The 25,497-nt window shown below is 70.5% G+C and carries 22 protein-coding genes; 4 read left to right on the top strand and 18 right to left on the bottom strand.

Annotation, left to right across the window (positions count from 1 at the left end; translation table 11 throughout):
• Nucleotides 1-172: 172 nt before the first annotated feature.
• Genes ACLQ2O_RS05030 through ACLQ2O_RS05005 form a run of 6 tightly spaced genes read right to left on the bottom strand, consistent with a single transcriptional unit; the run spans nt 173 to nt 7,202 of the window.
• Entirely contained in the window at nt 173-823 is a 651-nt protein-coding gene (locus tag ACLQ2O_RS05030) for a LuxR C-terminal-related transcriptional regulator (RefSeq protein WP_425827651.1), read from the bottom strand.
• On the bottom strand, nt 817-1,635 hold the full coding sequence (locus ACLQ2O_RS05025; protein ID WP_425827649.1) for an endo alpha-1,4 polygalactosaminidase: 819 nt from the start codon (nt 1,633-1,635) through the stop codon (nt 817-819). The genes ACLQ2O_RS05030 and ACLQ2O_RS05025 overlap by 7 nt, the downstream gene beginning before the upstream one ends.
• The gene (locus ACLQ2O_RS05020; RefSeq protein ID WP_425827647.1) at nt 1,629-2,273 is read right to left on the bottom strand and encodes a spherulation-specific family 4 protein; all 645 of its coding nucleotides are present in this window, start codon (nt 2,271-2,273) and stop codon (nt 1,629-1,631) included. The genes ACLQ2O_RS05025 and ACLQ2O_RS05020 overlap by 7 nt, the downstream gene beginning before the upstream one ends.
• Nucleotides 2,270-3,619 carry a hypothetical protein gene (locus ACLQ2O_RS05015; RefSeq protein WP_425827645.1) on the bottom strand — a complete coding sequence of 450 codons (1,350 nt, stop codon included), beginning with the start codon at nt 3,617-3,619 and terminating at the stop codon, nt 2,270-2,272. The genes ACLQ2O_RS05020 and ACLQ2O_RS05015 overlap by 4 nt, the downstream gene beginning before the upstream one ends.
• Nucleotides 3,616-5,016: a GT4 family glycosyltransferase PelF gene (gene pelF / locus ACLQ2O_RS05010; RefSeq protein WP_425827643.1), complete on the bottom strand. Its 1,401-nt coding sequence runs from the start codon at nt 5,014-5,016 to the stop codon at nt 3,616-3,618. The genes ACLQ2O_RS05015 and pelF overlap by 4 nt, the downstream gene beginning before the upstream one ends.
• A complete protein-coding gene (locus ACLQ2O_RS05005) occupies nt 5,001-7,202 on the bottom strand; it encodes a hypothetical protein (protein ID WP_425827641.1) in 2,202 nt (733 codons plus the stop codon). Before ACLQ2O_RS05005 ends, pelF begins: the two co-directional genes overlap by 16 nt.
• 203 nt (nt 7,203-7,405) lie before the next feature.
• On the opposite strand from ACLQ2O_RS05005, the gene galE reads away from it, so the two are divergent.
• Nucleotides 7,406-8,386: a UDP-glucose 4-epimerase GalE gene (gene galE, locus ACLQ2O_RS05000; RefSeq protein WP_425827639.1), complete on the top strand. Its 981-nt coding sequence runs from the start codon at nt 7,406-7,408 to the stop codon at nt 8,384-8,386.
• On the opposite strand, the gene ACLQ2O_RS04995 is transcribed toward galE, so the two are convergent.
• Nucleotides 8,383-9,018: a TrmH family RNA methyltransferase gene (locus ACLQ2O_RS04995; RefSeq protein ID WP_425829073.1), complete on the bottom strand. Its 636-nt coding sequence runs from the start codon at nt 9,016-9,018 to the stop codon at nt 8,383-8,385. The two genes, galE and ACLQ2O_RS04995, sit on opposite strands and share 4 nt — an antisense overlap.
• A gap of 72 nt (nt 9,019-9,090) precedes the next feature.
• On the opposite strand from ACLQ2O_RS04995, the gene ACLQ2O_RS04990 reads away from it, so the two are divergent.
• Nucleotides 9,091-9,807 carry a DedA family protein gene (locus ACLQ2O_RS04990; RefSeq protein ID WP_425829071.1) on the top strand — a complete coding sequence of 239 codons (717 nt, stop codon included), beginning with the start codon at nt 9,091-9,093 and terminating at the stop codon, nt 9,805-9,807.
• 28 nt (nt 9,808-9,835) lie between these two features.
• On the opposite strand, the gene ACLQ2O_RS04985 is transcribed toward ACLQ2O_RS04990, so the two are convergent.
• The 6 genes from ACLQ2O_RS04985 to ACLQ2O_RS04960 form a co-directional block, all read right to left on the bottom strand.
• Entirely contained in the window at nt 9,836-10,213 is a 378-nt protein-coding gene (locus tag ACLQ2O_RS04985) for a hypothetical protein (RefSeq protein ID WP_425827637.1), read from the bottom strand.
• A 128-nt stretch (nt 10,214-10,341) separates the two neighbouring features.
• Nucleotides 10,342-13,320 (bottom strand): AfsR/SARP family transcriptional regulator, encoded by a 2,979-nt coding sequence (locus tag ACLQ2O_RS04980; protein ID WP_425827635.1) that lies wholly within the window; start codon nt 13,318-13,320, stop codon nt 10,342-10,344.
• A 242-nt stretch (nt 13,321-13,562) separates the two neighbouring features.
• On the bottom strand, nt 13,563-14,330 hold the full coding sequence (locus tag ACLQ2O_RS04975) for a LemA family protein (RefSeq protein WP_425827633.1): 768 nt from the start codon (nt 14,328-14,330) through the stop codon (nt 13,563-13,565).
• Nucleotides 14,331-14,366: 36 nt separating this feature from the next.
• Nucleotides 14,367-15,062, bottom strand: coding sequence for a hypothetical protein (locus ACLQ2O_RS04970; protein ID WP_425827631.1), 696 nt, complete (start codon nt 15,060-15,062; stop codon nt 14,367-14,369).
• The gene (gene pyrE / locus ACLQ2O_RS04965) at nt 15,062-15,607 is read right to left on the bottom strand and encodes an orotate phosphoribosyltransferase (protein WP_425827629.1); all 546 of its coding nucleotides are present in this window, start codon (nt 15,605-15,607) and stop codon (nt 15,062-15,064) included. Before pyrE ends, ACLQ2O_RS04970 begins: the two co-directional genes overlap by 1 nt.
• 16 nt (nt 15,608-15,623) lie before the next feature.
• Nucleotides 15,624-16,259 carry a class E sortase gene (locus tag ACLQ2O_RS04960; protein ID WP_425827627.1) on the bottom strand — a complete coding sequence of 212 codons (636 nt, stop codon included), beginning with the start codon at nt 16,257-16,259 and terminating at the stop codon, nt 15,624-15,626.
• A 122-nt stretch (nt 16,260-16,381) separates the two neighbouring features.
• Between ACLQ2O_RS04960 and tdh the strand changes: the two genes are divergently transcribed.
• Both tdh and ACLQ2O_RS04950 read left to right on the top strand, forming a co-directional pair.
• Nucleotides 16,382-17,431 carry an L-threonine 3-dehydrogenase gene (tdh, locus tag ACLQ2O_RS04955; RefSeq protein ID WP_425827625.1) on the top strand — a complete coding sequence of 350 codons (1,050 nt, stop codon included), beginning with the start codon at nt 16,382-16,384 and terminating at the stop codon, nt 17,429-17,431.
• Complete coding sequence (locus ACLQ2O_RS04950) at nt 17,431-18,612, top strand: glycine C-acetyltransferase (RefSeq protein ID WP_425827623.1); 1,182 nt, start codon at nt 17,431-17,433, stop codon at nt 18,610-18,612. The genes tdh and ACLQ2O_RS04950 overlap by 1 nt, the downstream gene beginning before the upstream one ends.
• On the opposite strand, the gene ACLQ2O_RS04945 is transcribed toward ACLQ2O_RS04950, so the two are convergent.
• Genes ACLQ2O_RS04945 through ACLQ2O_RS04925 form a run of 5 tightly spaced genes read right to left on the bottom strand, consistent with a single transcriptional unit; the run spans nt 18,609 to nt 25,491 of the window.
• Entirely contained in the window at nt 18,609-18,860 is a 252-nt protein-coding gene (locus ACLQ2O_RS04945; RefSeq protein WP_425827621.1) for a hypothetical protein, read from the bottom strand. The genes ACLQ2O_RS04950 and ACLQ2O_RS04945 overlap by 4 nt on opposite strands.
• On the bottom strand, nt 18,860-20,092 hold the full coding sequence (locus ACLQ2O_RS04940; RefSeq protein WP_425827619.1) for a hypothetical protein: 1,233 nt from the start codon (nt 20,090-20,092) through the stop codon (nt 18,860-18,862). Before ACLQ2O_RS04940 ends, ACLQ2O_RS04945 begins: the two co-directional genes overlap by 1 nt.
• Nucleotides 20,089-21,102, bottom strand: a complete 1,014-nt coding sequence (locus ACLQ2O_RS04935) for a thiopeptide-type bacteriocin biosynthesis protein (protein WP_425827617.1) — start codon at nt 21,100-21,102, stop codon at nt 20,089-20,091. Before ACLQ2O_RS04935 ends, ACLQ2O_RS04940 begins: the two co-directional genes overlap by 4 nt.
• Nucleotides 21,092-23,866 carry a lantibiotic dehydratase gene (locus ACLQ2O_RS04930; RefSeq protein WP_425827615.1) on the bottom strand — a complete coding sequence of 925 codons (2,775 nt, stop codon included), beginning with the start codon at nt 23,864-23,866 and terminating at the stop codon, nt 21,092-21,094. The genes ACLQ2O_RS04935 and ACLQ2O_RS04930 overlap by 11 nt, the downstream gene beginning before the upstream one ends.
• Entirely contained in the window at nt 23,863-25,491 is a 1,629-nt protein-coding gene (locus ACLQ2O_RS04925) for a SagB/ThcOx family dehydrogenase (RefSeq protein ID WP_425827613.1), read from the bottom strand. Before ACLQ2O_RS04925 ends, ACLQ2O_RS04930 begins: the two co-directional genes overlap by 4 nt.
• Nucleotides 25,492-25,497 lie beyond the last annotated feature (6 nt).

Raw genomic sequence — 25,497 nt, 5'->3', positions numbered from 1 at the left:
GGACAAACTTGTGTGTGTCGAACCCCGACCAACAGGCTTGGAGTCCGGAGCGACGACCGATCGAACGGTAGATTACGAACAGACCACGGTCTGTCGGCGATCCCGTCTCGTTCGCGTCACTCACCCGAGACAACGCGCCGATCGGCCAGGAGTTACGCGGCGTCTGGGTAGTTCACTTCCCCGTCACTGCGGGGACGCCGGCCCGGCGTCCGATCGCGGCCGCCTGGACCGCCGTCCGCGCCCCGAGCTTGCCCAGGACGCGCTGGACGTGGGTCCGCCCAGTGCTCTCGGCGATGCCCAGGCGATTAGCCAGGGCCCGCCGGTCCAGCCCACCGATCAGGCAGCTGAGCACAGTCCGCTCCCGCTCGGTCAGACCCTCCACCAGCCTCCGTGCGTCGTCGGAGCCTTCCCCGATCGACCGCGCCGGGCCCGCCAGCACCGCGGAGCTCACCCACATGCCACCCGTGCCCACAGCCCGTACGGCGGCCTCCACGTCGGTCAGCGGGTCCGTGGCCGCCACCCAGCCGTGCGCACCGGCCCGCAGGGCCTGCAGCACCGGCGCCGGGTCGGCCGCGTCGGCCACCATCAGCACGTGGGTCTGCGGTGCGATGTCGCCGATGACCCGGACGATCGCCGCCGCGCCGAGGCCCAGCTCGGCGGGATCCACGATCGCCACGTCGGGCTTCTGGCTCTCCACGACCTGCAGCAGGTCGTCCAGCTTGGAGACGCTTCCGAGGCTGTGCAACCCGGTCCGGGTGTCCAGGTGCAGGGCAACGGCCTCGCCGATCACCCGGACCCGGTTGCAGACGACCACACTCAGCACGGCTGCCGGTCCGGCCCGAGGTCGAGCGGCTTGCGCATCGAGCTCATCCGCAGTTCCCGGGCCTTCGCGCAGAACTCCTCCGGCGCCAGGTCGTACTCGACGTGCAGAACGGCTTTGCCTGCTTGCAGAAACGGCTGCAGCTGGTCGCACTCGTCGTACCGCATGCACTCCTCGTTGACCGCGAAGTCGAAGTCGGGTTGCAGCAGCTCGACCTGCTCGAGGTCGTTCTTCAGGCCGACCGACATCCCGCGCTCGTGCGCCAGAGCGGCGATCCGCCGGTTGAAGGTCAGCTGGTCGTCAGCACTCAGCGGGAACCCGCTGTCGTTGCTGTAGCCGTCCACGTTGTCCGGCTCGACCGCGTCGAACCCCTTCTCCCGGCACAGGTCGAAGCGGGCCGCCAGCAACGGCTTCAGCTGGTCCCACTGCCGGATGTCGAGCCAGCGCTCGTCCGGCCAGCCGTCCAGGGCCTTACCGAGCACGGCGGCCGGGAACTGCGCCTGGTCCGGCCGGAAGTTCTCGTGCGAGCCGACGCTGACGTAGCAGATCACCCGGCGGCCCTGCTTCTGCAGCTCGGCCACCTGCGCGGCGGAGGCCTTCTCGTAGTCGACGTCGTACACCGGCACGTCCACCGAGAGGTCCAGCTCGCCGGACAGCTGCCACTGCCAGGGCGCACCCTGCGCGGGCGCCCACAGGTCCCCGCTCCGGGGCTTGATCGGCTGCGTCGGCTGGTCGGCCACCGGTTGGGCGGCCGAGTCGGAGCATCCCGCCAGGATCAGCAGGAACGCGGCGACGCCGACCAGGGGCCTCAACATCGCGCCGGCTCCGAGAACGGCAGCCGGTCCCACGGATGCGGGGCCGGTCGGTCCGTCACGAACACCAGCTCGGCACCGAGGTCACCAGCGCACTCAGCGACCCGGTCCAGGTCCTCTACCGGTACGCCGTGCACCAGGTGCCAGCGCCGCGCCGGAGTCACCGGCGCCCCGACCCAGGCGTGCGCGGCCGCGTCGTCCTCGAACACACAGGTGATGTCGAACAGGTCCAGCAGCTCCGGGCACGGCTCGACACCCGGGTTCGCGACCAGAGTCCGTACGCCGGCCCGCCGGGCCAGCAGCGCGAGGATGCGGTTCTGGCCGAGCGCCTCGACGCCGGAGGCGACCTGGTCGTACATGATTTCGTCCACGCCGTACAGGGTCTGCCAGGTCTCCACGTCGGCAGCGACCAGCGCCGGGCTGCGACGGCCGTAGTCGACGTCCACGTAACCGAGCAGGCGGATCCCGTGGGAGCGCAGCATGGCCAGGGCCTGCGGGTAGTACGGGTCGTCAGGGAGTCCGGGGCCGTCCGCCACGTTGACGACGGCGAACTCGACCTGGTCGGACAGCGACGCCAGCCGGCGCCACTGCTCCGGAGCCTCGGCCGGATGGACGTACCAGGGCACGGCGAGCCGTGTCATCGATGCACCTCCACCCGAGTCAGTCGTTGCCACGCCAGCACCGACAGCGTTGTTGCCAGGGAACCACAGATCGCCAGATACCACACTGCTAGTACAAACGCCTGATCCATCACCAGGTAACGGCTCGCCGCCAGAACGACGCCCAGACCGGTCACGACGACCACCGGCACCACCTGGCGGTGGGCGACCAGCAGCAGCGCCGCCAGGAAGGCCCAGCCGAGCATGATGGTGGAGATGAGGCGCAGCACGACGACAGGCGTCAGGTCCCGCGTTGCAGCAACCAGCACCGTCAACAGCACCAAAGCCAGCAAGTAGCCCGCCGCACACTTCAGCAGCGCCCTACCGATCTGCCGAGCGAACTCAACCGCCGAGGTGGTCGTCTGCAGGATCAGCCCGGCGCGACTGCGGTACTGCTCCAGCTGCCACTCGGCGACGACGACACCGCCGACCAGAGGTAGGAGAGTTCCGCTGGGCACACCGTCGAGCAGTCCCACAGTGAGCAGCAGAGCAAGGCAGGCGCCGTAGGCCGCGTAGAGACGGCTGTCGGCCAGCACGGACCGTCGGACTGCCCGGCCCGGTCGTCGACCGCCTCTGCACAACCACACCGCTGCGGCCACCGTCGCCGCGACCGTGACTCCGATACCTGTGAGGACGAGAGGCCTGGGCAGACCGACGATCAGCAGGTCCGGTACGGCGACCAGCACTCCCGGCACCAGCGCCACCAGCATCACGCCGGGCCGCCGCAGCACCACACCGATCGTCGAGCCGAGCACGTAGGCGATCTGACTGACCGCGACCGCCAGCACGTAACCGGCCGCGGGCAGCCGCCACCAGACGAGTCCTGCTCCGACCAGCGCGGGGACCAGGGCCAGGACCGCCAGATCGCGCATCAATCGGCGGGCCTCGGGCAAGGACCCCGCGCTGGTCAGGGCATAACCGGCGTACGCGACGCCCTGGCTGGCGGCCCATCCGTAGGCCACCGCTGCCAGCAGGAGGACGACTTCCAGCTGAGCGGTCCGGCCACCCATCGCCGAACCGGTCAGCAGAGCAGGCAGGACGAAGACCAGTCCCCGCTGCAGCGTCGGGACGATCGCCACCCGAGTAGCCCGTACGACGGGAGAGTGGCTGACCGCCTCCATCCGCAGCGACGGCAGCAGGTCGGCCGCGAGCGCGAACACGTCAGGCCGCCCGTAGCGCTCGAGTGCCGTCCGGTCGCTGATCCCACTGGCTTCCAGCGCGGCCGCGACCTCGTAGGAGTCGACCGGCGGCGCCGAACCCGGCCGCTCGACCAGCTCGGACGCCTGCTGGTGACGCTGTCCCGGCAGGAGGACGCAGTCGGCGCTCACGCGGTGATCTCCAGGTCGGTCCCGGCCGTTGCCTCGTAGAGCATCCGGTAGGTGTCGATCGACTTGTCGAGCGTGAAGGTGGCCAGCGCCCGTTCCCGCGCGGCCTGCCCGATCCGCTGCCGCAGCTCCGCGTCGCGCAGGTACAGCAGGCAGGCATCGGCGAACGCCGACGGGTCCCGAGGCGGTACGACGGCGCCGGCGCCGGCGACCGCTTCCGCCGTACCGCCGACGTCGGTGGAGACGGTCGCGCGGCCGCACATCATCGCCTCGATCACGGTGTAGGGCATCCCTTCCGAAATGCTCGACAGGGCGATCACGTGACCGGCCTCGAACGCGATCCGGGAGGACGGCACCGGGCCCTCCAGCACCAGGCCGTCCACCACCCCGAGCCGCTCGGCCAGCGCCAGGCAGCGCCGCTCGTACTCCTCGTTGCCCTCCGGCGTCGGACCGAACAGCCGCAGCCGCGCTTCCGGCATCTGCTCGCGGACCAGCGCGAACGCCGACACCAGGGTCTCCAGGTCCTTCAGCGGGTCGACCCGGCCGACCCAGCTGATCGTCGGCACCGCGGGCTCGTCCTCGATCGCGGTGTACCGCTCCGGCTCCACCCCGTTGTAGATCGGCACGACAGCTGCCGGATCAGCACCGAGCCGATGCTCCCACCGCGCGTTGAACCGGGCCACCGGGACGACGAAGTCCGCCGACCGGTAGCCGAGCTCCGCGAGCTGCCGGAGGAAGCCGAGCACGATCGTCTTCACCCCGGCCGGGTAGTGCAGGTCGCGGAAGGCCAGGTAGCGCTCCCGCAGGTAGACGCCGTGCTCCGACATCACCAGCGGCGTACCGTGCCGCCACTTCTCGGCCAGCGCGACCAGCGTCGGCAGACCGTTCGCCACCGCGTGGGTGAGCCCCAGACCGGGGCCCAGGTCCACCCGCAGCGGCAGCAGCGAGCGCTCGACCAGCTCGGCCGCCACGATCGCGTCGTACACGGTCAGCGGCTCGGCGGCCGGCCAGAGGTCCAGCAGGTCGGCGGCCAGGTCGCAGGAGCGCAGTACCCGGTCGAAGCCGGGCTCACCGGCCAGCCGGGCCAGCTCCCGCAGTCCCCACTCGAAGCTGACCGGCTGGGACAGCACCGACCCGGCCAGGACGGCCCGGGCGGCGTCAGCCACCCGGGCCCGGTCCCGGCCCCGCCGAGGCGTGGCAGCCGGGCCCCAGAGGGGGAACGGCCGCACCGCCTCAGCGTTGGCCGGTAGTTCCCACGTCTGCTTCTCGGTCCCGTTCGCGACCAGGGTCACGAGCCGAAAGGTGTGTTCGGGCAGCCCGCGGATCAACTTGTCGCACCACTGGCTGACACCGCCCTTGACGTAGGGGTAGGTGCCTTCGTTGATCAGCGCGACGTCCATGACCCGGTGATCTCGCCGGTCCGGAACGGTCCGATCGTCGCGCTCTGCCGCAGTACCGGCAGCTTCTTCTCCGGCAGCTTCTTCTCCGGTGCCTTGACCGCGGTGGCCTTCGCGGGCGCCGGCGTGGCCGTCGGCGCGGGGTAGCCCGCGCCGGCCGGCAGCCCGAGCTTCAGCGAGCCGAGCCAGCCGAGCGACTTCTGCTCCGACCGCTCACCGGCGTACGCCGTACCGAAGGATCCGGCCGGGAGCCCGAGCAGGCCGAGCACGCGGGTGCCCTCGGGCATCGTGACCGGGACCGGGACGGCGGTCGAGGAGTTGTTCTGGACGGTGACCGTGCCGCCGGTGACGTAGGCGGTCACGTTCTGCTTCTGGTTCTTCCAGGTCGTTGCCTGCTGCAACAAAGTCGCCGACTCCTTCATCGTCGGGTGCAGCAGCGGGCTGTTCGCGGCGTACGCGGTGCTGAAGCGGTCGATCACGCCGTCCAGGACCGGGTAGAGGATCCTGTCCTCGGCCAGGTTCGACTGGTGCGCGTAGTGCGGGCGCGGGTCGTTGCCGAGCACGTGCCGCAGCGCGATCCGGACCTCGAGCGGCACGATGTAGTCGCGGAACCCGGTGACCGTGCTCTGCGGCGCGATGCAGGTGGTGGTGGCCGGGTTGTCCTCGCAGATCCCGGACCCGCCGTTGGCGCGGCTGGTGTAGATCCAGTTGTACTCGTCCATCTCCTCGGCCTCGGTGGCCACGTTGTAGAAGATGTTCATCGGGTAGCGCGGTACGGTCAGCGCGTTGCCGATCGTGCGCTGCTCCTTCTCCCGCGACGCGTCCGAGGCGATGTACTTGATGCCGCGCTCGTTCAGCGCCGGGCCCAGGTTCGGGTTGTCGGCCAGCATCTGCGGCAGCGTCTTCAGGCCCGAGTGCTCCCCGGTGACCAGCTCGGTCTTGTCCAGCTTCACGCCGTTCGTGGTCGCCCAGTCGGTGTTCTTCTTGATCTCGGTGGAGATCGTCGCCTTCGAGGCGTACTGGGTCGTGCCGTTGCTGTTCGTCGCGCACTTCCACGGCAGCGCGCTGAAGTCCTGCACGCAGCCCAGGTACGGGTGCGACCAGGTGTGGTTCAGCCAGCGGAACGACGCCTTGTCCGCCTTGTACTTCGCGGCCAGCGCGGGCGCGGTGGCGACGCCGTCGGCGTTGTAGGTGACGTCCAGCGGCATCCCGGTCCGGGCCTGCCAGGCCTTCTGGAAGTCCACGTCGGCGGTGTTCATCAGGATCGGCGGCGTGTAGGGCTGCACGTTCGGGTCGAGCGTGACGTTGCAGTTGTCGCCCGGCGTGCAGTCGCCGTCCTTGCTCCAGCGCAGGTCCTCCAGGAACACGTCGTCGATGTGCGCGGCGAAGTAGTTGCGCTCGTAGCCGAGGTGGACGCCGCGGGTCATCCAGCTGACGATCCCGTGCGCCAGGTACTGGAACTGCTCCTGGTACTCGTTGTAGACGAAGGTCAGGACGAGCTCCTCACGCCCGTCGTGGCTGTAGACCCCCATCAGCGAGCCGGTCTGCGTGGTGCCCGGGATCGGCGCGCCCACCAGCGTCTTGAAGTTCGCACCGGCCAGCGGGGTGGCCAGGTAGCCGTAGCTCTCGGAGGAGGTCTTGTCCGCGTCCTCGAAGCCGAGCGGCCCGTCCAGGTAGCGCAGCTCGGCCGCGCGGCCCTCGGGGGTCGCCGTGGCGGTGACGCCGTCCAGCGTGCCGATGTAGCCCGGGTCCGCGGCGTAGTTGAGGCCGACGCCCGGGTGCGCCCAGGTGGAGGCGTTCACCTGCCGTACGGAGAAGGTGCGCTCGAAGGTCTGCAGTGCCGTCAGTTCGGCCGCGGTGAGGTTCGCGGGCGCTTCGTTCGGCAGTACGACGGCCTGGTACTTGGCCCGTGGGGTCGACCCGACCTTGTCGGACAGGAAGGCGGCGGTGACGGCCGGCCGCGACCCGCTGCTCAGGTCCACCTCGGTGTAGGGCACTCCCTCGGCGTCCAGCTCGCTCGCGATCGCCTCGACCGGGGAGCTACCGTCGTTGACCACCAGCACCAACAGGTCGATGCGGGGCGTCACCGCGGCCCGGGCGCTCGGCAAGGGTGCCAGCAGCCCGACCGCCAGGACGGTCAGCGCCGCGGCCCAGGCTCCGCGTCGTACGGATGGGCGGACAGTTGTCACTTTCGTGCTCCTTCGGAACGTGGTCGCCGCAGCTCAGGCAGGCAGCGGCACTTCAGCGTGGCGGTCGGGCACCGATCGCGGATCGGGCCGCTGACGGAGAGTCGTCTCCTCCATTTGCAGTACTCCGGCCACCGCCGAACACCCGGACCGGCATGATGCGCGTGCACGTTCTGCCCACGCCCGTGCGGAACCAGGCTGGGACCATGACCTCGACCTGGCTGATCACCGGCGGCGCCGGCTACATCGGCGCCCACGTCGTGCACGCTCTGACCCGCGCCGGCCGCCGTACGGTGGTCGTCGACGACCTCAGCACCGGCTCGGCCGCGCGACTGCCCGCCGGCGTGCCGCTGGAGACCTGTTCCGTCCTCGACACCGTCGCGCTCGCCGACGTGATGACCGGGTACGACGTGACCGGCGTGATCCACCTGGCCGCGAAGAAGGCCGTCGGTGAGTCGGTCGACCGCCCGCTCTACTACTACGACCAGAACGTGCGCGGCACGGCCAGCCTGCTCGAGGCCATGCGTGCCACCGAGGTGCGCCGCCTGGTGTTCTCCTCCAGCGCCGCCGTGTACGGCGTACCGCCCGCCGGGCCGGTCACGGAGTTCACTCCGACCGCGCCGATCAACCCGTACGGCACCACCAAGCTCGTCTGCGAGTGGCTGATCCGGGACGCGGCCGCCGCGCAGGGGCTGTCCTGGTTGAGCCTGCGCTACTTCAACGTGTGCGGAGCGGGCAGTCCGGCACTGGGCGACCCTGGCGTGGCCAACCTGCTCCAGCTGACCCTGCGGGCGCTGACGGCCGGGCAGCGGCCGAAGGTGTTCGGTGCGGACCACCCGACGCCCGACGGCACCTGCATCCGCGACTACCTGCACGTGGCGGACCTGGCCGACGCGCATGTCGCCGCTGTGGAGGCCCTGCTCGGTGCTGGTGGTTTGGCTGAGTACTACAACGTCGGGACCGGCCTGGGCGCCAGCGTGCTCGACGTACTGGACACCGCGCGGGAGGTGACCGGGCTGCACCAGCCGTACGAGTTCACCGCCCGCCGCCCGATCGATCCGCCCGAGGTGGTCGCCGACCCGGCCCGCATCGCCGCCGAGCTCGGCTGGAAGGCCCAGCACGACCTGTCCGCGATGGTCGAGTCCGCCTGGGCCGCCTGGGAAGCTCCGGTCGCAGCGACGGCCTAGAGCTGCTGCTGGAAGGTGTGGCGGCGGATCCAGGCGTGCATGGCGATCGCGGCCGCAGCGCTGGCGTTGATCGAGCGCGTCGAGCCGTACTGGGCGATGTTCAGTACGTCGGTGCAGATCTCGTGGGCGGCCTCGGTCAGACCGGGGCCTTCCTGGCCGAACAGCAGGATGCAGGCCTCGGGGAGCTGATAGGTCTCCAGCGGCACGGATCCGGGCAGGTTGTCGATGCCGATCACCGGTACGCCCTGCTCCTTGGCGTACGCCGCGAGGTCGGCGAGCTGCGGGTGATGGCGGACGTGCTGGTAGCGGTCCGTCACCATCGCGCCGCGGCGGTTCCACTTCCGGTTACCGACGATGTGGACCTCGCGGGCCAGGAACGCGTTCGCCGTCCGGACCACCGAACCGATGTTCAGGTCGTGCTGCCAGTTCTCGATCGCGACGTGGAACGGGTGCCGCTGGGCGTCCAGGTCCTCGACGATCGCCTCCAGCCGCCAGTACCGGTACTTGTCCACCACGTTGCGGCGGTCGCCCGCGGCGAGCAGCTCCGGGTCGAGCCGCGGATCGGCCGGCGGATCGCCCTGCCAGGGGCCGACACCGACCTCCGCGGGACCGACGACGTCGGCTCCGACCAGGTCGGTGCCAGTGTCACGGGCACTGTCACGATTAGCCTGTTGCACAGGTGGGGACGCTACCCTGTCGGCGTGATGATGCAGATGGCGATGCTCATGCCGAACTGGATGGACCCGGAGTTCCTGCTGCACTGGCTGGGCGACTGGGCTCTGTGGGGCACCGCCGCGGTGATCTTCATCGAGTGCGGGCTGCTGTTCCCGATCCTGCCCGGCGACTCGCTGCTGTTCGCGGTCGGCCTGTTCGTCGCGCTCGGCACGATCGACGTCCCGCTCTGGCTGGCCTGCGTGGTGCTGACCGTCGCGGCCTTCGCCGGCAACGTCTCCGGCTACTACATCGGCCGGGCGCTCGGGACGACGCTGTTCAAGAACCCGAACGCGAAGTTCCTGAAACCCAAGTACATCGAGGACACCCACGCGTTCTTCGACAAGTACGGCCCGCGCGCGCTGGTGCTGGCCCGGTTCGTGCCGATCGTGCGCACGTTCATCACCGTCACCGCCGGCGCCGGCCGGATGGACCCGCGCAAGTTCTTCTTCTGGACCGGCATCGGTGCGGTGCTCTGGGGCACCGGCGTCACGCTGCTCGGCCACGCGCTCGGCCGGATCAAGTTCATCCACGAGAACCTCGAGTCGGCGCTGATCCTGCTGGTGTTCATCTCGATCATCCCGATGATCGTCGAGTACGTGCTGGCCAGGCGCCGCGCGAAGGCGCACGACAACGGCGCCGGCCACGACGAGCGCTACGACACCGAGGCCGAGCGCACCGCGGTGATGGAGAAGATCAACAACGAGTGACTTCCCCCGCGCTTCAGTGCGCGAGGGGTCAGTGTGCGAAAGGGAAGTGCGGGTCCGACCAGACGTAGTCCGTGCTGAGCGAGATCAGCGCGGCCACGGCCACCTCGCCGTACGGCAGGGGTCCGATCACCTGACCGGACCCGAGTGAGCAGGCCACCCGGATCCGGTCCACCGCCTGGTACCAGACCAGCGCCCCCCGTGGCGCGGCCCCCTCGTGCAGGAGGGTGTGGTGATCGAGCCACTCCAGCGCGTCGGCCGAGTCGTGCCAGCCGCTGTCGTTGGCGTAGCCGAAGGCCATCCGCTGGAACTTCAGCGTCCACTCCTGCCAGGCCGTGGAGCCGACACGCTCCAACTGCCAGTCCAGTGCGGACTCGGTGTCCCTCGGGTTCGTGACCCGTTCTGCCATCTGGCGCTCCATCACGCTCTCCCCCCGGCCGTGCTCCCCCGCCCGCCGGCCCTCACGCCGTGGCGGCACCAGCTTTTCGCGGCGGCATACAGCGTCCGTACATTCCAGATTTCAACGAGGTACGGCGCTCAGCTGACCGCGAGATCGGTGCCCAGCTCGGCCAGCTGGGCCCGGGCGTCGGCCACCCGGGCGTCGTTGCCGATCTGCTGCCAGGCGCGCACCGCGCGGTTCAGGTACCGGCGGGCGAAGTCGCCGTTGCCGGTCGTCGCGTGCAGCCGGCCCAGGTGGAACGCCGCGTCGCCCTCGACGCTGCGGTCGCCCAGCCGGTGGCCGATCTCGATCGCGTCCAGCAGCATCTTCCGGGCGGCCGCGTCCTCGCCGACCGCGACCAGCGCCTTCCCGAGCTCGGCCCGCGCGTACGCCGCGCAGTGGTCGTCGCCGATCTTGGTGAAGATCGCCAGCGACGCCTGCAGCTGGCGGACCGCCTGCTCCGGCCGGCCCTGGTGGATCCGCAGCGTGGCGATCCGCCGCCGGACCTTGGCCTCGCGGTGCCGGTCTCCCCGTCGTACGCCGAGCAGGAAGGCCTCGGCCAGGTAGCGCCCGGCGGTCGCCGTGTCGTCACGGGCCAGCCAGATCGACGCGACCGCGCTGCGGGCGACGGCCTCGCCGTTCGCGTCGCCGACCTCGACGAAGGCCCGGACGGCGTTCTCGTACTGGACCAGGCTCTCGTCGGGCCGGCCGCGCTCGCGCAGCCAGGTCCCGACACCGACCGCGGCGATGCCGTCCCCGAAGCGGTCGCCGACCTCGGCGAACAGCTCGGCCGCGCTGCTCAGGTGCTGCCAGGCCGGGTCCCAGTCGTCCTGGTAGAGCGCGAGCTGGCCGAGGTTGCGGTGCAGGATCGCGGCGCCCCGGCGGTCCCCGCAGGCGATCGCGCTGAGCAGGCCGGGCTGGTGCGACTCGTTCCAGTCGTCGAAGCCGGCCCGCATGTCGAGGTACGGGCCCCAGGCAGCGGCCAGCCGCCAGGCGTGCTCGTGCAGACCGTTCTGCGCCGCGGCCCGGATGGCCGGGACGAAGCTGCTGCGCTCGCTGTCGAACCAGGCGATCGCATCGGTGTCGGTGAACGGCTGCGGGTCCGGTGACAGCAGCGGACCCTCGTAGTCGAGGTTGCCGAAGTAGCCGAACGGCAACGCCGCGGCGGCTCGTCGTACCTTGGCCAGCAAGGCGTCGAGCAGGGTGGCCAGGTCCTTCAGCGCGTCGGCCTTCTGGTTCTCGTCACCGACGCCGATGGCGTGCAGCCGCAGCAGGTCGTGCACCCGGTAGCGCGCCTTGCCGGTGGGGTCGATCGAACTGATCTGCACCAGGTTGACCTCGATCAGCCGGTCCAGACTCCGCCGTACGACGGCCGGACTGGCCACAGGCTCCAGCACCCGGGCGGAGAACTCCCCCACCGCGAAGTGGCCGATCAGCCGGTACAGCCGGGCCTCCTCCGGGCTGAGCGAGTCGTAGCTGAGGTCCGCACTGGTCCGCACGGCCAGCTCGCCGATGGTCAGCTCGTCCAGCCGGTGGGTCTCGTCGCGCAGGCGCCGAGCCAGCTCGCTCGGGCTCAGGTCAGGCCGCTGGGCCAGCCGGCTCGCCACGATCCGGATCGCCAGCGGCAGGTTCCCGCAGGCCAGCAGGATCTCCTCGGCCGCCGGAGAGCCCCGGTCGATCCGGCCTGCACCGGCAACGCGCAGCAGCAGCTCGGTGGCCTCGCGGTCGTCGAACGTGTCCAGCGGCATCGGGTCGGCACCGGCCAGGTCCATCAGCCGGTTCCGGCTGGTCACCACGACGGCTGACGCCCCGGTGCCTGGCATCAGCGGGGCGACCTGGCTGGCCGACGCCACGTCGTCCAGGATGATCAGCACCCGGCGGCTGGCCAGCTCCGACCGCAGCATCGCGGACCGGCGGTCCGAGTCAGCCGGTACGGCGAAGTCCGGCACGTTCAGGCTGACCAGCAGGTCGGTCAGCGCACCCGCCGGATCGCGCGGGTCGGTGGCGCCGCGCATGTCCAGGTAGATCTGCCCGTCGGGGAAGGAATCCCTGACCAGATGGCCCAGCCGAACGGCCAGCGAGCTCTTGCCGGTCCCGGGTGCTCCGGAGATCACCGCGATCGGTGGCCGGACCGGGTCGCGACCGCAGACCAGGTCGCGCAGCTGATCCAGGTACTCGGAGCGGCCGCTGAAGTCGGGGAGGTCGAGCGGCAGCTGCGACGGCGGCCGCTGCGGCTCGATCAGGGCCGGTGCGGACATCGGACCGGGTGGCTCGGCGGCCTTCGGCTCCGGCGTACGGACTGCTGGAATGCCTGGGTCGGGCCAGTTCGCGGTGTGGCCGTTCTGGGCCCGGGAGCCGGCTGCCTCGAGCTCCGGGCCGGGCTCGACGCCCAGCTCGTCGGCCAGCGTGCGGACTGCCTTGGAGTACGCCGCTCGCGCCTCGCTGGTCCGGCCGGCGGCCAGCAGGGTGTCGACGAGGCGGCGCCAGAGCTGTTCGTCGTACGGGTCCTCGGTGAGACGACCGCTGAGCAGTACGGCGGCGCCGGCCGGGTCGCCGTACTGGAGCCGCAGGTCGAGCAGGGCGTCGACCAGGCCGCGGTGCTGCGCTTCCAGGCGGGCGATCGAGCCCTCCCAGGCCGAGGAGATGCCCAGGTCGGCCAGGGGGCGTCCGCGCCACAGGTCGTAGGCCTTGGAGAGGACCTGCATCGCCTGGCGGGTGTCACCGGCGTCGCGCAGGTGGCCGCCCTCGGCCAGCAGCGACTCGAACATGCTGGAGTCCAGCTCGTCGACGCCGACCTCGATGCTGTAGCCGGCCGCCGAGGTGTCGATCGGCGCGGGCAGACCGGCTTCTTGCAGAGCGGCCCTGAGCGCGCGCACGTAGGTGCGGATGTTGGCGGTCGCCGAGCGGGGCGGGGTGGTCTCCCAGAGCGCGTCGGCGATCAGGTCGGTGGAGACGAAACGGTTGGGGTGGAGCAGCAGGGTGGCGAGCAGCTGACGGGGCTTACTGGCGCGTAACTGCTGGCCGGAGAGGTGCGCGACCCGCAGCGGCCCGAGGATCTCGTACCTCAGACTGTCCACTTGGCTGCCCTCTCAACTGTTCCGCTCGCGCCCCATGTTGGCATCCCGCGGTCTGTCCGGGAAGCCTCGGCCACGGCGATGTACGCACCGATGTACGCCGGATGTATGCGGGCCGGGCAGTCTGGGAGCAGGTACCGGGGGGAGGGCAGGCCCGGGGATGACGGACTAGACGCCGTCGCCCCCGGGCCTGAATTTTGTTCAGGACCAGGTCCTGCTTTGTTCAGGACCAGGTCCTGCTTTGTTCAGGACCCGGTGAAGGGCGGCTGGCCGTCCTGCGGACCGGGAGCTCCGGCGGGCGGTCCGCCGACCGGCGGCTGGCCCTGCGGCGGCAGCTGCTGGTAGCCGCCCTGCTGGTTCCCCGGCATCTGCGGGTGGATCTGGCCCGAGGACTGGTTGCCGGCCGGCATCTGCGGCGGCGCCTGCTCACCGGCGACCGAGCCGATCGTGCCGAACGACACCTGCGGCACCGCGCGGACGCTCTCGTCCTTGACCTCGAAGTAGCCGGCCTTCTCGAACTTGAAGCTGCCCGCGATCAGGTTCGACGGGAACGCCTCGATCCGGGTGTTGTAGTCGCCGACGTTGGCGTTGTAGAACCGCCGGCCGGCCGCGATCCGGTCCTCGGTGTCGGTCAGCTCACGCTGCAGCCCGAGGAAATTCTGGTTCGACTGCAACTGCGGGTAGGCCTCGACCGAGATCATCATCTGCCGCAGCGCCCCGGACAGCTGTCCCTCGGCCGCGGCCCGCTGCTCCGGCGTGGCGCCCTCGGCGCCGACCGCCTGGGTCCGCAGCCGCGCGACCTCCTCGAACACGTGCCGCTCGTGCGCGGCGTACGCCCGCACGGTCTCGACCAGGTTCGGGATCAGGTCGTAGCGCCGGTGCAGCTCGACGTCGATCTGCCGCCACGACTCCTGGATCAGGTTCCGCTGCTTGACAAACCGGTTGTACGAGACGATCAACGCGATCGCCAGGATCACGACGAGCGCCACGATCACGATGATGACTGCGGTCATTTCCCTGCTCCCGAGGTTGAGGTACTCCTGCGGACTCTAGCCCTGTCGTGGGTCGACACCCGCGTAGTCACGCCAGACGTACGGCGGGACCTGGTCGACCACCTGCTGCAGCAGGTGCAGGCGGTTCGTCACCTCGACCGGCGTGTGCGCGCCCCCGTCCCAGCCGATCAGGGAGTTGCCTTCGATGCGCCAGCCGATCTCGCCGCGGGCGAGCAGGAGCTCCATCATCCGCGGGTGCACGACCGCGTGGCCGAAGCGTTCGTCGTCGGCCTTGACGCGGAACGCGCGGTTGAACTGGTCGCTCTCGAACTGCAGGTCGCGGAAGCCGAGCGCGTTCGCGACGGCGCCGCCGAAGATGCCCTCGTGGGTGACCTGGAGGTGCGGCAACGGACCGGGCAGCTGCATCACCACCACGCCGTACTTGTGGGTCTGCGTCTGCCGCCGGCCCTTCGAGTCGGTCGAGTGCGTCTGGTAGCTGTAGTCGAAGGCAACGATCTGCCGGCCCTGGAACGCGCCGGTCAGCACGTTCTTGGCCCGCCGGTGATCGCCGTGCTGGAACGGCTCGCCACCCCACTGCCCGGCCAGCGCGTTGTTCTCCGGCACGTACGACAAGCCCTGCTGCGCGGCGAAAGCGGCGAACTCCTCGCGCCGCTTCTTCGCCATCGCGTAGTTGAACCAGATCGCCGCACCGGCGACCACGACCACCAGTACGACGATCAGTACGGGCTCCATCAGCTCAGCCCGAGGTCGTCCAGACCGAACAGCCAGCGGTACTCCAGCCCCTCGGCCTCGACCTTCTCCTGGGCGCCGGTCGCGCGGTCGACGATCACCACGACCGCGACCACCTCGGCCCCGGCCTCGCGCAGCGCCTCGACTGCAGTCAGCACCGACCCACCGGTCGTCGAGGTGTCCTCGACCGCGAGCACCCGGCGCCCCTTCACCTCAGGCCCTTCGACCCGGCGCTGCAGCCCGTGCGCCTTCTCGGCCTTCCGTACGACGAACGCGTCCAGCGTGCGGCCCTTCGCGGCAGCCGCGTGCAGCATCGCCAGCGCGACGGGGTCGGCACCCAGCGTCAGACCGCCGACGGCGTCGTACTCGAGATCAGCGGTCAGGTCGAGCAGCTGCGGCCCGATCAACGGCGCCGCCGCGGCGTCCAGGGTGACCCGGCGCAGGTCGACGTAGTAGTCGGCTTCCTTGCCCGACGCCAGCGTCACCTTCCCGTGCACGACGGCCTTGGTCTTCACCTGGTCCAGCAGGGCATCCCGATCTGAGCTCATGAACCGACAGCCTAAATCAGGACTTGCGGTCGGTTTTCACCAAGTGCGCGAACGCGACCGAACGGTCCGGGGAGTGGAACAGGTCCTGACAGGTGGTGAGCGTGAGCATCGGCTGGGTGGGTGACGAGCCGGGCTTGCCGGGGACCGGGTCGAGCACCCAGGTGTCGGCCGGCTTCACGGTCAGGTCCTTCGGGGAGCCGTCGAGCTCGTAGGTGTAGACGGCGTCGGCGGTCTCGACGATCACCTGGTCGCCCTTGGTCAGCTCCAGCAGCTTCCGGAACGGCGAACCGTGGGTGACCCGGTGCCCCGCGATCGCGAAGTTGCCTGGCTCGCCCGGCAGCGCGGTCTGCGGGTAGTGGCCGATGCCGCGGGCCAGCTCGTCCTTGCCGACTCCCTCGACCACCGGCTTCTCCCAGTCCGGACCGAACTTCGGGATCCGCAGCAGCGTGATCGCCGTACCGGTCTCCGGCTGGGCTTTTTCCTGCGGGGCCGTGGGCGTCTGCCACCGGTCCCGGAGGTCCTGCTCGAGCTGGTCCATCGTCCGGTTCGAGGTCACCCCCGTCCCGACGTACTGCCAGCCGACCCAGCCGAGCATCCCGAGGCCCGCGAGCAGCAGGACGACCCCCGCACCCCTGATCAGCCCCCGTCCCATGGCGACCAGTATGCAGATCGACTGCAAAGGCTGTGTACGACGTGTCGATGGACGCGTGCCGTTGCCGAGGACGACGATGTGGACGCGACCGTCGAGGAGACGGCGCTGGTCAGGAGAGTCGTGTGAAGGCGCTGGTGAAGGCGAAGAACGAGCCCGGCCTGTGGTTGCAGGACGTGCCCGAGCCCGGGATCGAAGCCGACGAGGTCCTGATCAAGGTGCTCCGGACCGGGCTGTGCGGCACCGACCTGCACATCCAGAACTGGGACGCCTGGGCGCGGAAGAACGTGCCGGTCCCGATGGTCACCGGGCACGAGTTCTGCGGCGAGGTGGTCGAGGTCGGCGCCGGGGTCCGCGACGTCACGGCCGGTGACGTGGTGAGCGGTGAGGGCCACCTGGTCTGCGGCCGGTGCCGCAACTGCCGGGCCGGACGGCGGCACCTGTGCATCAAGACGCGCGGCCTAGGCGTCCACGTCCCCGGCGCTTTCGCCGAGTACGTCGCCTTGCCGGCCACGAACGTCTGGGTGCACCGCGACCCGGTCGACCTGGACGTCGCCGCGATCTTCGACCCGTTCGGCAACGCCGTACACACTGCTCTGTCGTTCCCGGTCGTCGGCGAGGACGTGCTGATCACCGGCGCCGGGCCGATCGGGATCATGGCCGCGGCCGTCGCGCTGCACGCCGGCGCGCGCAACGTGGTGATCACCGACCTGTCCGACTACCGCCTCGACCTGGCCCGCAAGCTCGGCGTGACCCGGGCGGTGAACGTCGGCGAGGAGAGCATCGCCGACGCGCAGCGCGAGCTGGGGATGCGCGAGGGCTTCGACGTCGGGATGGAGATGTCCGGGCAGCCGGTCGCGCTGCGCGACATGCTCGCGAACATGAACCACGGCGGCAAGATCGCGATGCTCGGGCTGCCGGCGGACGAGATCGCGATCGACTGGGGCACGGTCGTGCTCAACATGCTGACGATCAAGGGCATCTACGGCCGGGAGATGTTCGAGACCTGGTACTCGATGTCGGTGATGCTGGAGCGCGGCCTCGACCTGGCCCCGGTGATCACCCACCGGTTCGGGTACGCCGACTTCGAGCTCGCCTTCGACACCGCGCGGCACGGGCAGTGCGGCAAGGTCATCATGGACTGGACCCACCCGACGTACGAGGAGAAGCACTGATGTTCGGCCGGATGCGCAACGACCTGACCATCACGATCGGCGAGATCCGCGACGCCGGGCTGTACAAGTCCGAGCGGGTGATCAGCTCCCCGCAGAACGCCGCCATCTCGGTTGCCTCCGGCAAGGAGGTGCTGAACTTCTGCGCCAACAACTACCTCGGCCTGGCCGACCACCCCGAGGTCGTCGGAGCGGCCCGGGACGCGCTCGACCGGTGGGGCTTCGGGATGGCGTCGGTGCGCTTCATCTGCGGTACCCAGGAGATCCACAAGGACCTGGAAGGTGCCCTCAGCAACTTCCTCGGCACCGACGACACGATCCTGTACAGCTCCTGCTTCGACGCCAACGGCGGGCTGTTCGAGACGCTGCTCGGGGCCGAGGACGCGGTGATCTCCGACGAGCTCAACCACGCCAGCATCATCGACGGCATCCGGCTGTCCAAGGCCAAGCGGTACCGCTACAAGAACCGCGACATGGCCGACCTGGAGGCCCAGCTGAAGGACGCCGCCGACGCGCGCTACCGGCTGATCGCGACCGACGGCGTGTTCTCGATGGACGGCTACGTCGCCCCGCTGGACGAGATCTGCGACCTGGCCGAGCGGTACGACGCACTGGTGATGGTCGACGACTCGCACGCGGTCGGTTTCGTCGGCCCGGACGGCGCCGGGACGCCGTCGCTGTTCGGCGTGAAGGACCGCGTCGACGTCGTCACCGGCACGCTCGGCAAGGCCCTCGGCGGCGCCTCCGGCGGCTACGTCTCCGGCCGCGCCGAGATCGTCGAGCTGCTCCGTCAGCGCTCCCGCCCGTACCTGTTCTCGAACTCGCTGGCCCCGTCGGTGACGGCCGCTTCACTGAAGGCCCTGGAGCTCATCGGCGGCTCCAGCGACCTGCGCGACAAGCTCGCCGCCAACACCGCGCTGTTCCGCGCCAAGATGACCGAGGCCGGCTTCGACGTGCTGCCCGGCGACCACCCCATCGCGCCGGTCATGATCGGCGACGCCGCCGAGGCCGGCCGCCTGGCCGACAAGCTCCTGGAGCTCGGCATCTACGTGATCGGCTTCTCGTACCCCGTCGTACCGCACGGCAAGGCGCGGATCCGCACGCAGCTCTCGGCCGCGCACTCGACCGAAGACGTCGAGAACGCCGTCGCGGCCTTCATCGAGGCCCGAGCCGCGCTCGCCTAGTTGTCGCGAGAGGGCGGGAGCTCGCCGGTGTGACGCCGGACCGCGTCCAGGTAGATGCGGTCGGCGCGCTCCTGGATGCGTTCCTCCGACTCGATCCGGAGGCGTTCGCGTTCGGTCAGCTCGCGTTCGCGGAGCGCCTCCAGCTCGCGGGCCTGCTGGCGGCTCTGGACGACGCCCCAGACGATCCAGCCGCCGCTGCTCAGGCCGAGCACGAAGAGGATGCCCAGGATCGCCTGCAGAACATCCATCAGGTCGCCTCCGTCGCTGTGCGTCGCCGTCGTACTGCCCAGCGTAGAACCAGACCAGCGATCACCGCTTCCCCGACCAGCACGGCGACTGCGGCCGCGGGGCCCCACAGGTCGCTCAGCGTCAGATACCAGGTCCGCAGTACGACGACCACGAGCGGCAGCAGGATCGCGACCGACACCGCGGCGTACAGGGGATAGACGACCCGGCCGCGCGCCGGGTATTCACCGGTCGCGCGGCGCAGCACCGCGCCGATGTACCGGAAGGACTCGGTCTGCAGGTTCGTCGTCGAGGTGGCGTGCTCGAGCATGTGGTAGCCGTCCAGCTTGAGCACCGGGACCAGGTTGACCAGCGCCGACGCGACACCGAACAGCAGCACTACGGCGGCCAGCCCGTGCCACCAGCCCGACTGCGGCCCCCACCACCACAGCGCCGCGAACGGCAGCAGCGCGACCAGGTTGACGTAGATCCCGGCGAACGCGGTCACCACCCGGTGGGCCGGGCGGCCGAACGTGACGACGTCGTCGACCTTGCAGTACGGCGCGATCATGGGGAACCGCCACATCACGCCGATCTCGGTCGGGCGGCCGCCGTACCGGACGCAGGCGATGCCGTGGAACACCTCGTGCGCGGCGATCACCAGCCACGCGATCAGCAGCCCCACCACCGTCGCCGTCCAGCGCGACGGGTTGCTCGTCATGGCCGACCACAGCTGCGTCCACTCGACCAGCGTGTACGCCGCGACCGCCAGACCGAGCCCAGCCAGCGGTACGGCGACCAGCGGCCGCAGCATCCAGCCCAGCCGGCCCGCCAGCCGTACGGCGAGCTCCGCCGCGCCCGGGATCGGCCGCCGCCACAGCAACGGCGAGCGCCCGTTGGCCCGCCGGGTCTCCTCGGCCTTGGCTCTGATCTCGGACAGGCGGTCCGGCTGGGCCGGCTCGATCAGCGCGTGGCCGGCGAGCATCGTGAGCAGCTGCTGCCAGTGCGCCGCGGCGAGCCGTTTGCCGAACTGCTCGGCGTACAGGACTCCGATCTCGGCCAGGGTCCGGCTGCCGTCGAGCTGCCGCATCAGGAAGGCCTCGCGCGGCCCGACCCGCAGGAACGCGCTGGTCTCACGGTCGCCCACGATGTGCACCACCTGGGCGCCCTTGAGCAGGCCGGGCCCGACCTCGACCGTGCTGCGCAGCACCGGACGGGCCACGGTCAGCCAGTCGTCGGCCACCGGCGCGCTCATGTCGGTTCGGCCAGGCGGGCGGCCGGGTCGAGCGCCTTCTCGATCAGGTAGGACAGGTAGATCTCGTCGAGGATCGCCACGCCGAACCGGTTGTTGGTCATGTGGATGTACGAGCTGAGCAGTACAGCGGCCAGCGCCTCCGGGTCGTCGACCGCCCGGCCCCCGGCGAAGCGCAGCTCACCCCGGTCGGCCGCAGCCCGGACCCGGTCGCGCAGCTCGCGGCAGTGGCTCAGCCAGGTCAGCTCGATCCCGGACAGCGCCTGCTCGCCGGTCTGCCCGGTGATCGCACGGATCCGGTCGATCCGCTCCAGCAGCGTGGCCTTCGTGAGCTCGTAGCTCTTGTCGAAGGAACCGTGGTAGTCGTCGGACGGCTCCTGGTACGACGTCTCCCAGAACCCGCGGTAGCGCTCGAAGAACCGGCGCACCGCCTCGTCGGTGCCGAGAAAGGTGTACGCCGTCAGCAGCGACAGCTGGGTCGCCAGGCCGAGCAGCACCGGCCGGACGTGGGTGTTGGAGGTGGCGAGCAGCTTGACCACCAGGTCGCTGGAGTGCTCGAAGTGCCACTCCGCCAGCTCCATGCCGACGGGACCGCCGTACCGGTCGTACTCGCGCTCGTAGTCGAACGCGATCACGCTGTTGTTGGGCCGGAACGGCATCTCGCCGTCGCCGTACTCCTCGACGTAGCGCTCCTCGCCGTACTCGGCGACGTACATCTTCCGGTACAGCTCGCCGAGTCCGGCGACGTCGGTGTCGTACAGGGCGGGCCGGCGCTTCAGGAACGCCTCGATCGCGGCGGTGGCCCGCGCCTCGACCTCGTCGCGCCGGGCCGGGTCGGCCGGGTACAGCCGGACCCGGACGTGCGGTCCCTCCATCCAGTACTTGATGAAGAACCAGCCGTCGATCAGCCCGTCCTGGCGCAGCTCGGCGACCAGCGGCCGGACCGCCTCCACCAGGATCGGGTTGGCGTCGCTGGCGTAGAACACGTGCAGGGCGACCCAGTCATCGGTCATCGGAATCCCTCCCGGTGTCGTAGAGCTCCAGCAGCAGCTCGCTGACGTGCGCGCTGCCCTCCTCGTCCCGCAGCCACAGCTGGTCGACGTCGGGGTTCGCTTCGGTCAGCACGATCCGGTTCTTCGCACCCAGCGCCAGCTGCTCCAGCAGGACCAGTGACAGCCAGCTGTCGAAGTCGACCGGCAGCGGCTTGCGTCCGGTCTTGCGGTCGGGCCCGGCGTGGTCCGCGTCGTCACCTGGTGACCGTGCCGCTCCGCTGTCGGTCTGCGCGAACAGGCGGCGGGGCAGCCCGTGCTCACGACGCCACCGCTGCACCCGCAGCAGGTGCTCGGCATCGCTGTTCCGGCTGTCCCGGAACGGGAAGACGTCGGTGGACAGCTTCCACATCCTCCGCTGCAGCACCAGCTCCCCCAGCATCAGCCGCGGGTACGACGTGATGCCTTCGGCAGGGACCGGGTCGCCGGTCCCGGCCCACAGGTCGATCTGGGCCATCCCGGACGGCGAGAAGCACAGCAGCACCTGCTGGATCTCCGGCAGCGCCATCGGCATCAGGAAGCCCAGGTAGACCGGGATCACCTCGCGACCGAGGCGGGCCGACATCAGCCGCACCCGGTCGGCCTCCGGGTCGTGCAGCAGGTACAGGTCGGCCAGTCCGATCTGTTCCTCGACAGGCCGACTGCTGGCGTCGCCGGGGCAGACGATCTCGTAGTCGGTCACCACCGGGTGGACGTTGAGGTTCGTCGTCTCGTAGCCGCCGCGCAGCTCGGCCAGTACGGCGCCGTCCGGTGCGTAGCCGCGCACGGTGTCCCGGATCAGGCGCTGGGCCGGCACACCGCCGTCCTCGAGGCTGTGGGCGAACCGGGAGAACATCAGCGTCAGCCCAGCGTACGCCTGGTTGAGCACCACGCGGCCTGCTCCGTCACCGCCGTCGTCGGCGACCTGGACGAAGAACGACCAGGGCTGAGCCAGCTGACGTCCCGGCGGCAGCGCCGCGCGGACCTGCTCGACGAAGCCGCTGCCGAGCTGGATCTCCTCCACGTCCGGCCCGGACGCCGCCTTGCGGTCGCGCAGGTACGCCGACGCCAGCTCGCGGGCCCGGTCGACCGCCTCGATGCCGTCCAGCTTGAACCAGTTCTCCTGCGGCACGAAGGTGTTGTCGTCGTCGAACTGACGACGGCGCATCGCCCGCTGGCTGTAGGGATCGAAGAAGTCGCGCTGGAACTCGTGGCAGAACCGCACCACGTCCGGGCAGCTGCCGCCGGCGCCGTACCGGGCGACGAAGAAGCCCTTCGCGGTGAGCCTGCGCGGCAGGTTGAGGTCGAACGCGGGCAGTACGTCGGCCAAGTCCGCCAGCGCGGGCAGCACCTCCCGGTCCCACCGCCTGGCATCGACGTCCAGACCGGCCCCCGTGACCGTGGTGTCCTCGTAGAGCACCGTCCGTGGCACGGCCTCCAGCGGGCCGCCGATCGTCTCGAACGCGGCACTCACCCGCTGCTTGATCTGCGCCAGTACGGCGGCCCGGCCGCGCGGCAGCGTCTCCCGGTAGCTCCCGACCAGCGAGAGCGTCTCGGCGAGCAGGGCGGCTGTTGCCTTCAGCACCTTGTTGTCCTGCAGCTCCAGCGCCCTGACGAACCGCACCGTCGGCTCAGCCGCCCGCAGGTCGATCTGCAGGTCCGGTGCGAGCAGGAAGCCCAGCCGCAGCAGGTGTCCGAGCAGCTGGTCGACCTCGGCCCGGCCACGGTCCCCGGCACCCGTCAGGTGCGCCGCGAGCTCGTGCAGCGGTACCGAGACGTCCCTGGTGAGCTCGGCGACCTCGGCGAGCACCGGACCACTGGGCAAGAAGAACAGGTCCTCGTGCACGCTGTCGATCGCGACGACGGCGTCCGGGTCGTTGCCCAGCGCGGTCCGGCGCCGTACATACCGCATGGTCTCGCCGTTGGTGCTGGCTCCAGGTGCCAGCGTGACGCGCAGCCCGGACCGGAGTGACGGGTCGGCCAGGATCACGGCCGACAGACGAGCCAGTACGGCGATGTTGAGTCGTACGGTCGACTGCTGCCGCAGCGACGCAGGCTCCGGGCGCCGCCGTACGGAGTCAGCACGGAACTCACCCAGTCCGACCGAGGTGAGGGTGCTGAACGGACTCGTCTTCAGCGCGGCCCGGTAGAGCAGCTCCAGCAGGGTCCGCTCGACCTGCCGGCCGCTCTTGTCGAGCTTGCGCGCCGGGTCGAGGTACCGATCCATGTTCTTCTCGAGCACCTCGGACTGCAGCAGAACGGCGCTGCGCAGCTTGCCGTCGTCGAGCAACTGCCGTGCGACGGCCCGGACCCTTGCCACGTCGTCGGCCAGGATGCCCGGCCCGGCGACGCGCAGCTCGGCCAGCCGGTCGACCGCGGCGATCCATCGCTCGGCCCAGACCCAGCTGACCTCCGGCAGGGCGGCCTGCGCCCGCTCGCGGATCACCGGACGTGGACGCCGGGCGTTGAACACGTCCCGGCGCAGGTTGATCAGCGTGATCCGCCCGGAGTCCTCCGGGCCGAGGCCGGAGATCGCCGTCTCCAGCGCGAGCCGGAAGATCTCACCGACTCGGTCCCGCTCGGCCTCGGCCGCGAACACCTCCTCGGTCCAGGCCACCGCCGCGGGTGTCCGCAACGCCTCCGCCCGGGCCGCCGGCTGGCCGGCGACCCGCAGCAACCAGGTCGGGCCGAGCCGCCACTGTCCCGGACCGAGGTCGGGCTGCCGGGTCATCTCGTGCAGGTCGGTCATCGTCCGACTCCTTCCGGACCGTGCACCAGGTGCTCGTAGCCGGCCACCACTCGTCTCTCGTGGCCCAGCAGAATGAAGAGCATGCTGGACTCCCCTGTCCCGGTCAGGCCGAGCATGTCGTCCACCGCCGGGTTGTCGATCCCCAGTACGGCGCCGACACCGATCCCCTGCGCCGTGGCGGCCAGGTAGGTGCTCTGGGCGGCCTGGCCGACCTCGATGCTGAGCATCCGGTAGCCGCGGGCGCCATAGGTCTCCACCAGTGCCTCCAGCCGACCGGTGAGGACCAGTACGGCGGCGACCTCCTGCAGGTTGTAGTTGGCCAGCGCGTAGTGCCGCTGCAGCTCGGAGAAGTCGATCGGCTGTACACCGACCAGGCGATGGCGGCTGTCGTCGTACAGGTAGCCGCGCTTCTCCAGGCCTTCGACGGAGTTGGGCAGGACCCACTGCCTGATCCAGCTGCCGGTCCGTGGAGCCGGTGCGGTGTCCGTGCCACCGCGGGAGACCGCGGCGACCGTGGCCAGCACCTGTCCGAGGTCCGCGGCGGCGAGGGCCGGCCGGGCCGAGAACAGACCGAAGCTGGAGCGCCTCGTGCGTAGACTCGTCGCCAGGTCGCTCTCGGGAGTAGTTGCTTCAGGCAACTGTAATTCGATGCTGGTCTCCGGCCCGCTGCCGACCGCGACCTCCGGGCCTGCCACCGGCCGTGGGGAGTCGCCGACCAGTGCGGCGGCGTGCACCTGCTCAACCATCGGGAAGTCGCGGACGCGCCGCGACCGCTCCCAGACCCGGTGCCGCTCCCGCGGAACCGGTCGCGACGCGAGCCGCTCCCCCGTCGGCTCACCGGCCGCCCCGGTCGGACCCAGCGGTACGACGACGAACGGCGCCTCCGTCCGGCCGTCCACCCCGAGTGCCGCGCAGACCGGCCCCTCGTCGAACCAGAGCACCGGCTGCGGTACGGCGCCGAACGCACCGAGCACCAGCCGCCACGAGGCCAGCAGCGCGCCGACGTCCTGCGTCACGACGTGGTAGCTGAAGGAGTTGTACTTGAACGCGTTCTTCCAGAACCGCAACGTGGACACGAGGTACAGCCCGGCAGCGGTCCCGGTCGCCTCGGCCAGGTCGGCGCTGTGGTCGGCACCGGACAGGCGGTCGAGGCTGTGCGCCGCCGTGTCGTAGTGGTAGACGCCGGCCCGCAGCGGCGCGGCCGGACCGGCGACCAGGTAGCTCTCGGCCGGGTACATGCCACCACCGGAGGCAGTGGGCCGCGCCCACACCGGCCGGTCCGAGCCCAGCTTCGAGCTGCTGTCCTCGTTCCAGTTCGGCTGGGTGCGGCGGCCGATCAGGCCGTAGCAGCCCAGTACCGAGGCCAGCTGCTCCGCCGAGGGCATCTCGGTCGCGACCGGGCCGGCCGCGACCGAGGCCGCCGCCGCGACGCTGATCGCGGGCAGCCCGTCGAAGGGCGCGGGCAGTGGCACCTTCGGTACGTCGACGTACAGCTTGTGGCGCGCCGGCTGGTCGTCCCAGTCGACCCGGAACCCCATCGGGGGCAGGACGACCTGCTGGCGACGGAACATCCGCTCGGCGTACTCCAGCGCGATCGCCGACCCGGGCGGTCTCGTTGCGTTCACAGCACT

Origin of the sequence: Kribbella sp. DT2 (genome assembly GCF_049844575.1) — a bacterium.
Taxonomy (GTDB): Bacteria; Actinomycetota; Actinomycetes; order Propionibacteriales; family Kribbellaceae; genus Kribbella.
Note: the sequence above shows the minus strand (reverse complement) of the source record. Positions and strands in the feature narration are given on the sequence as shown.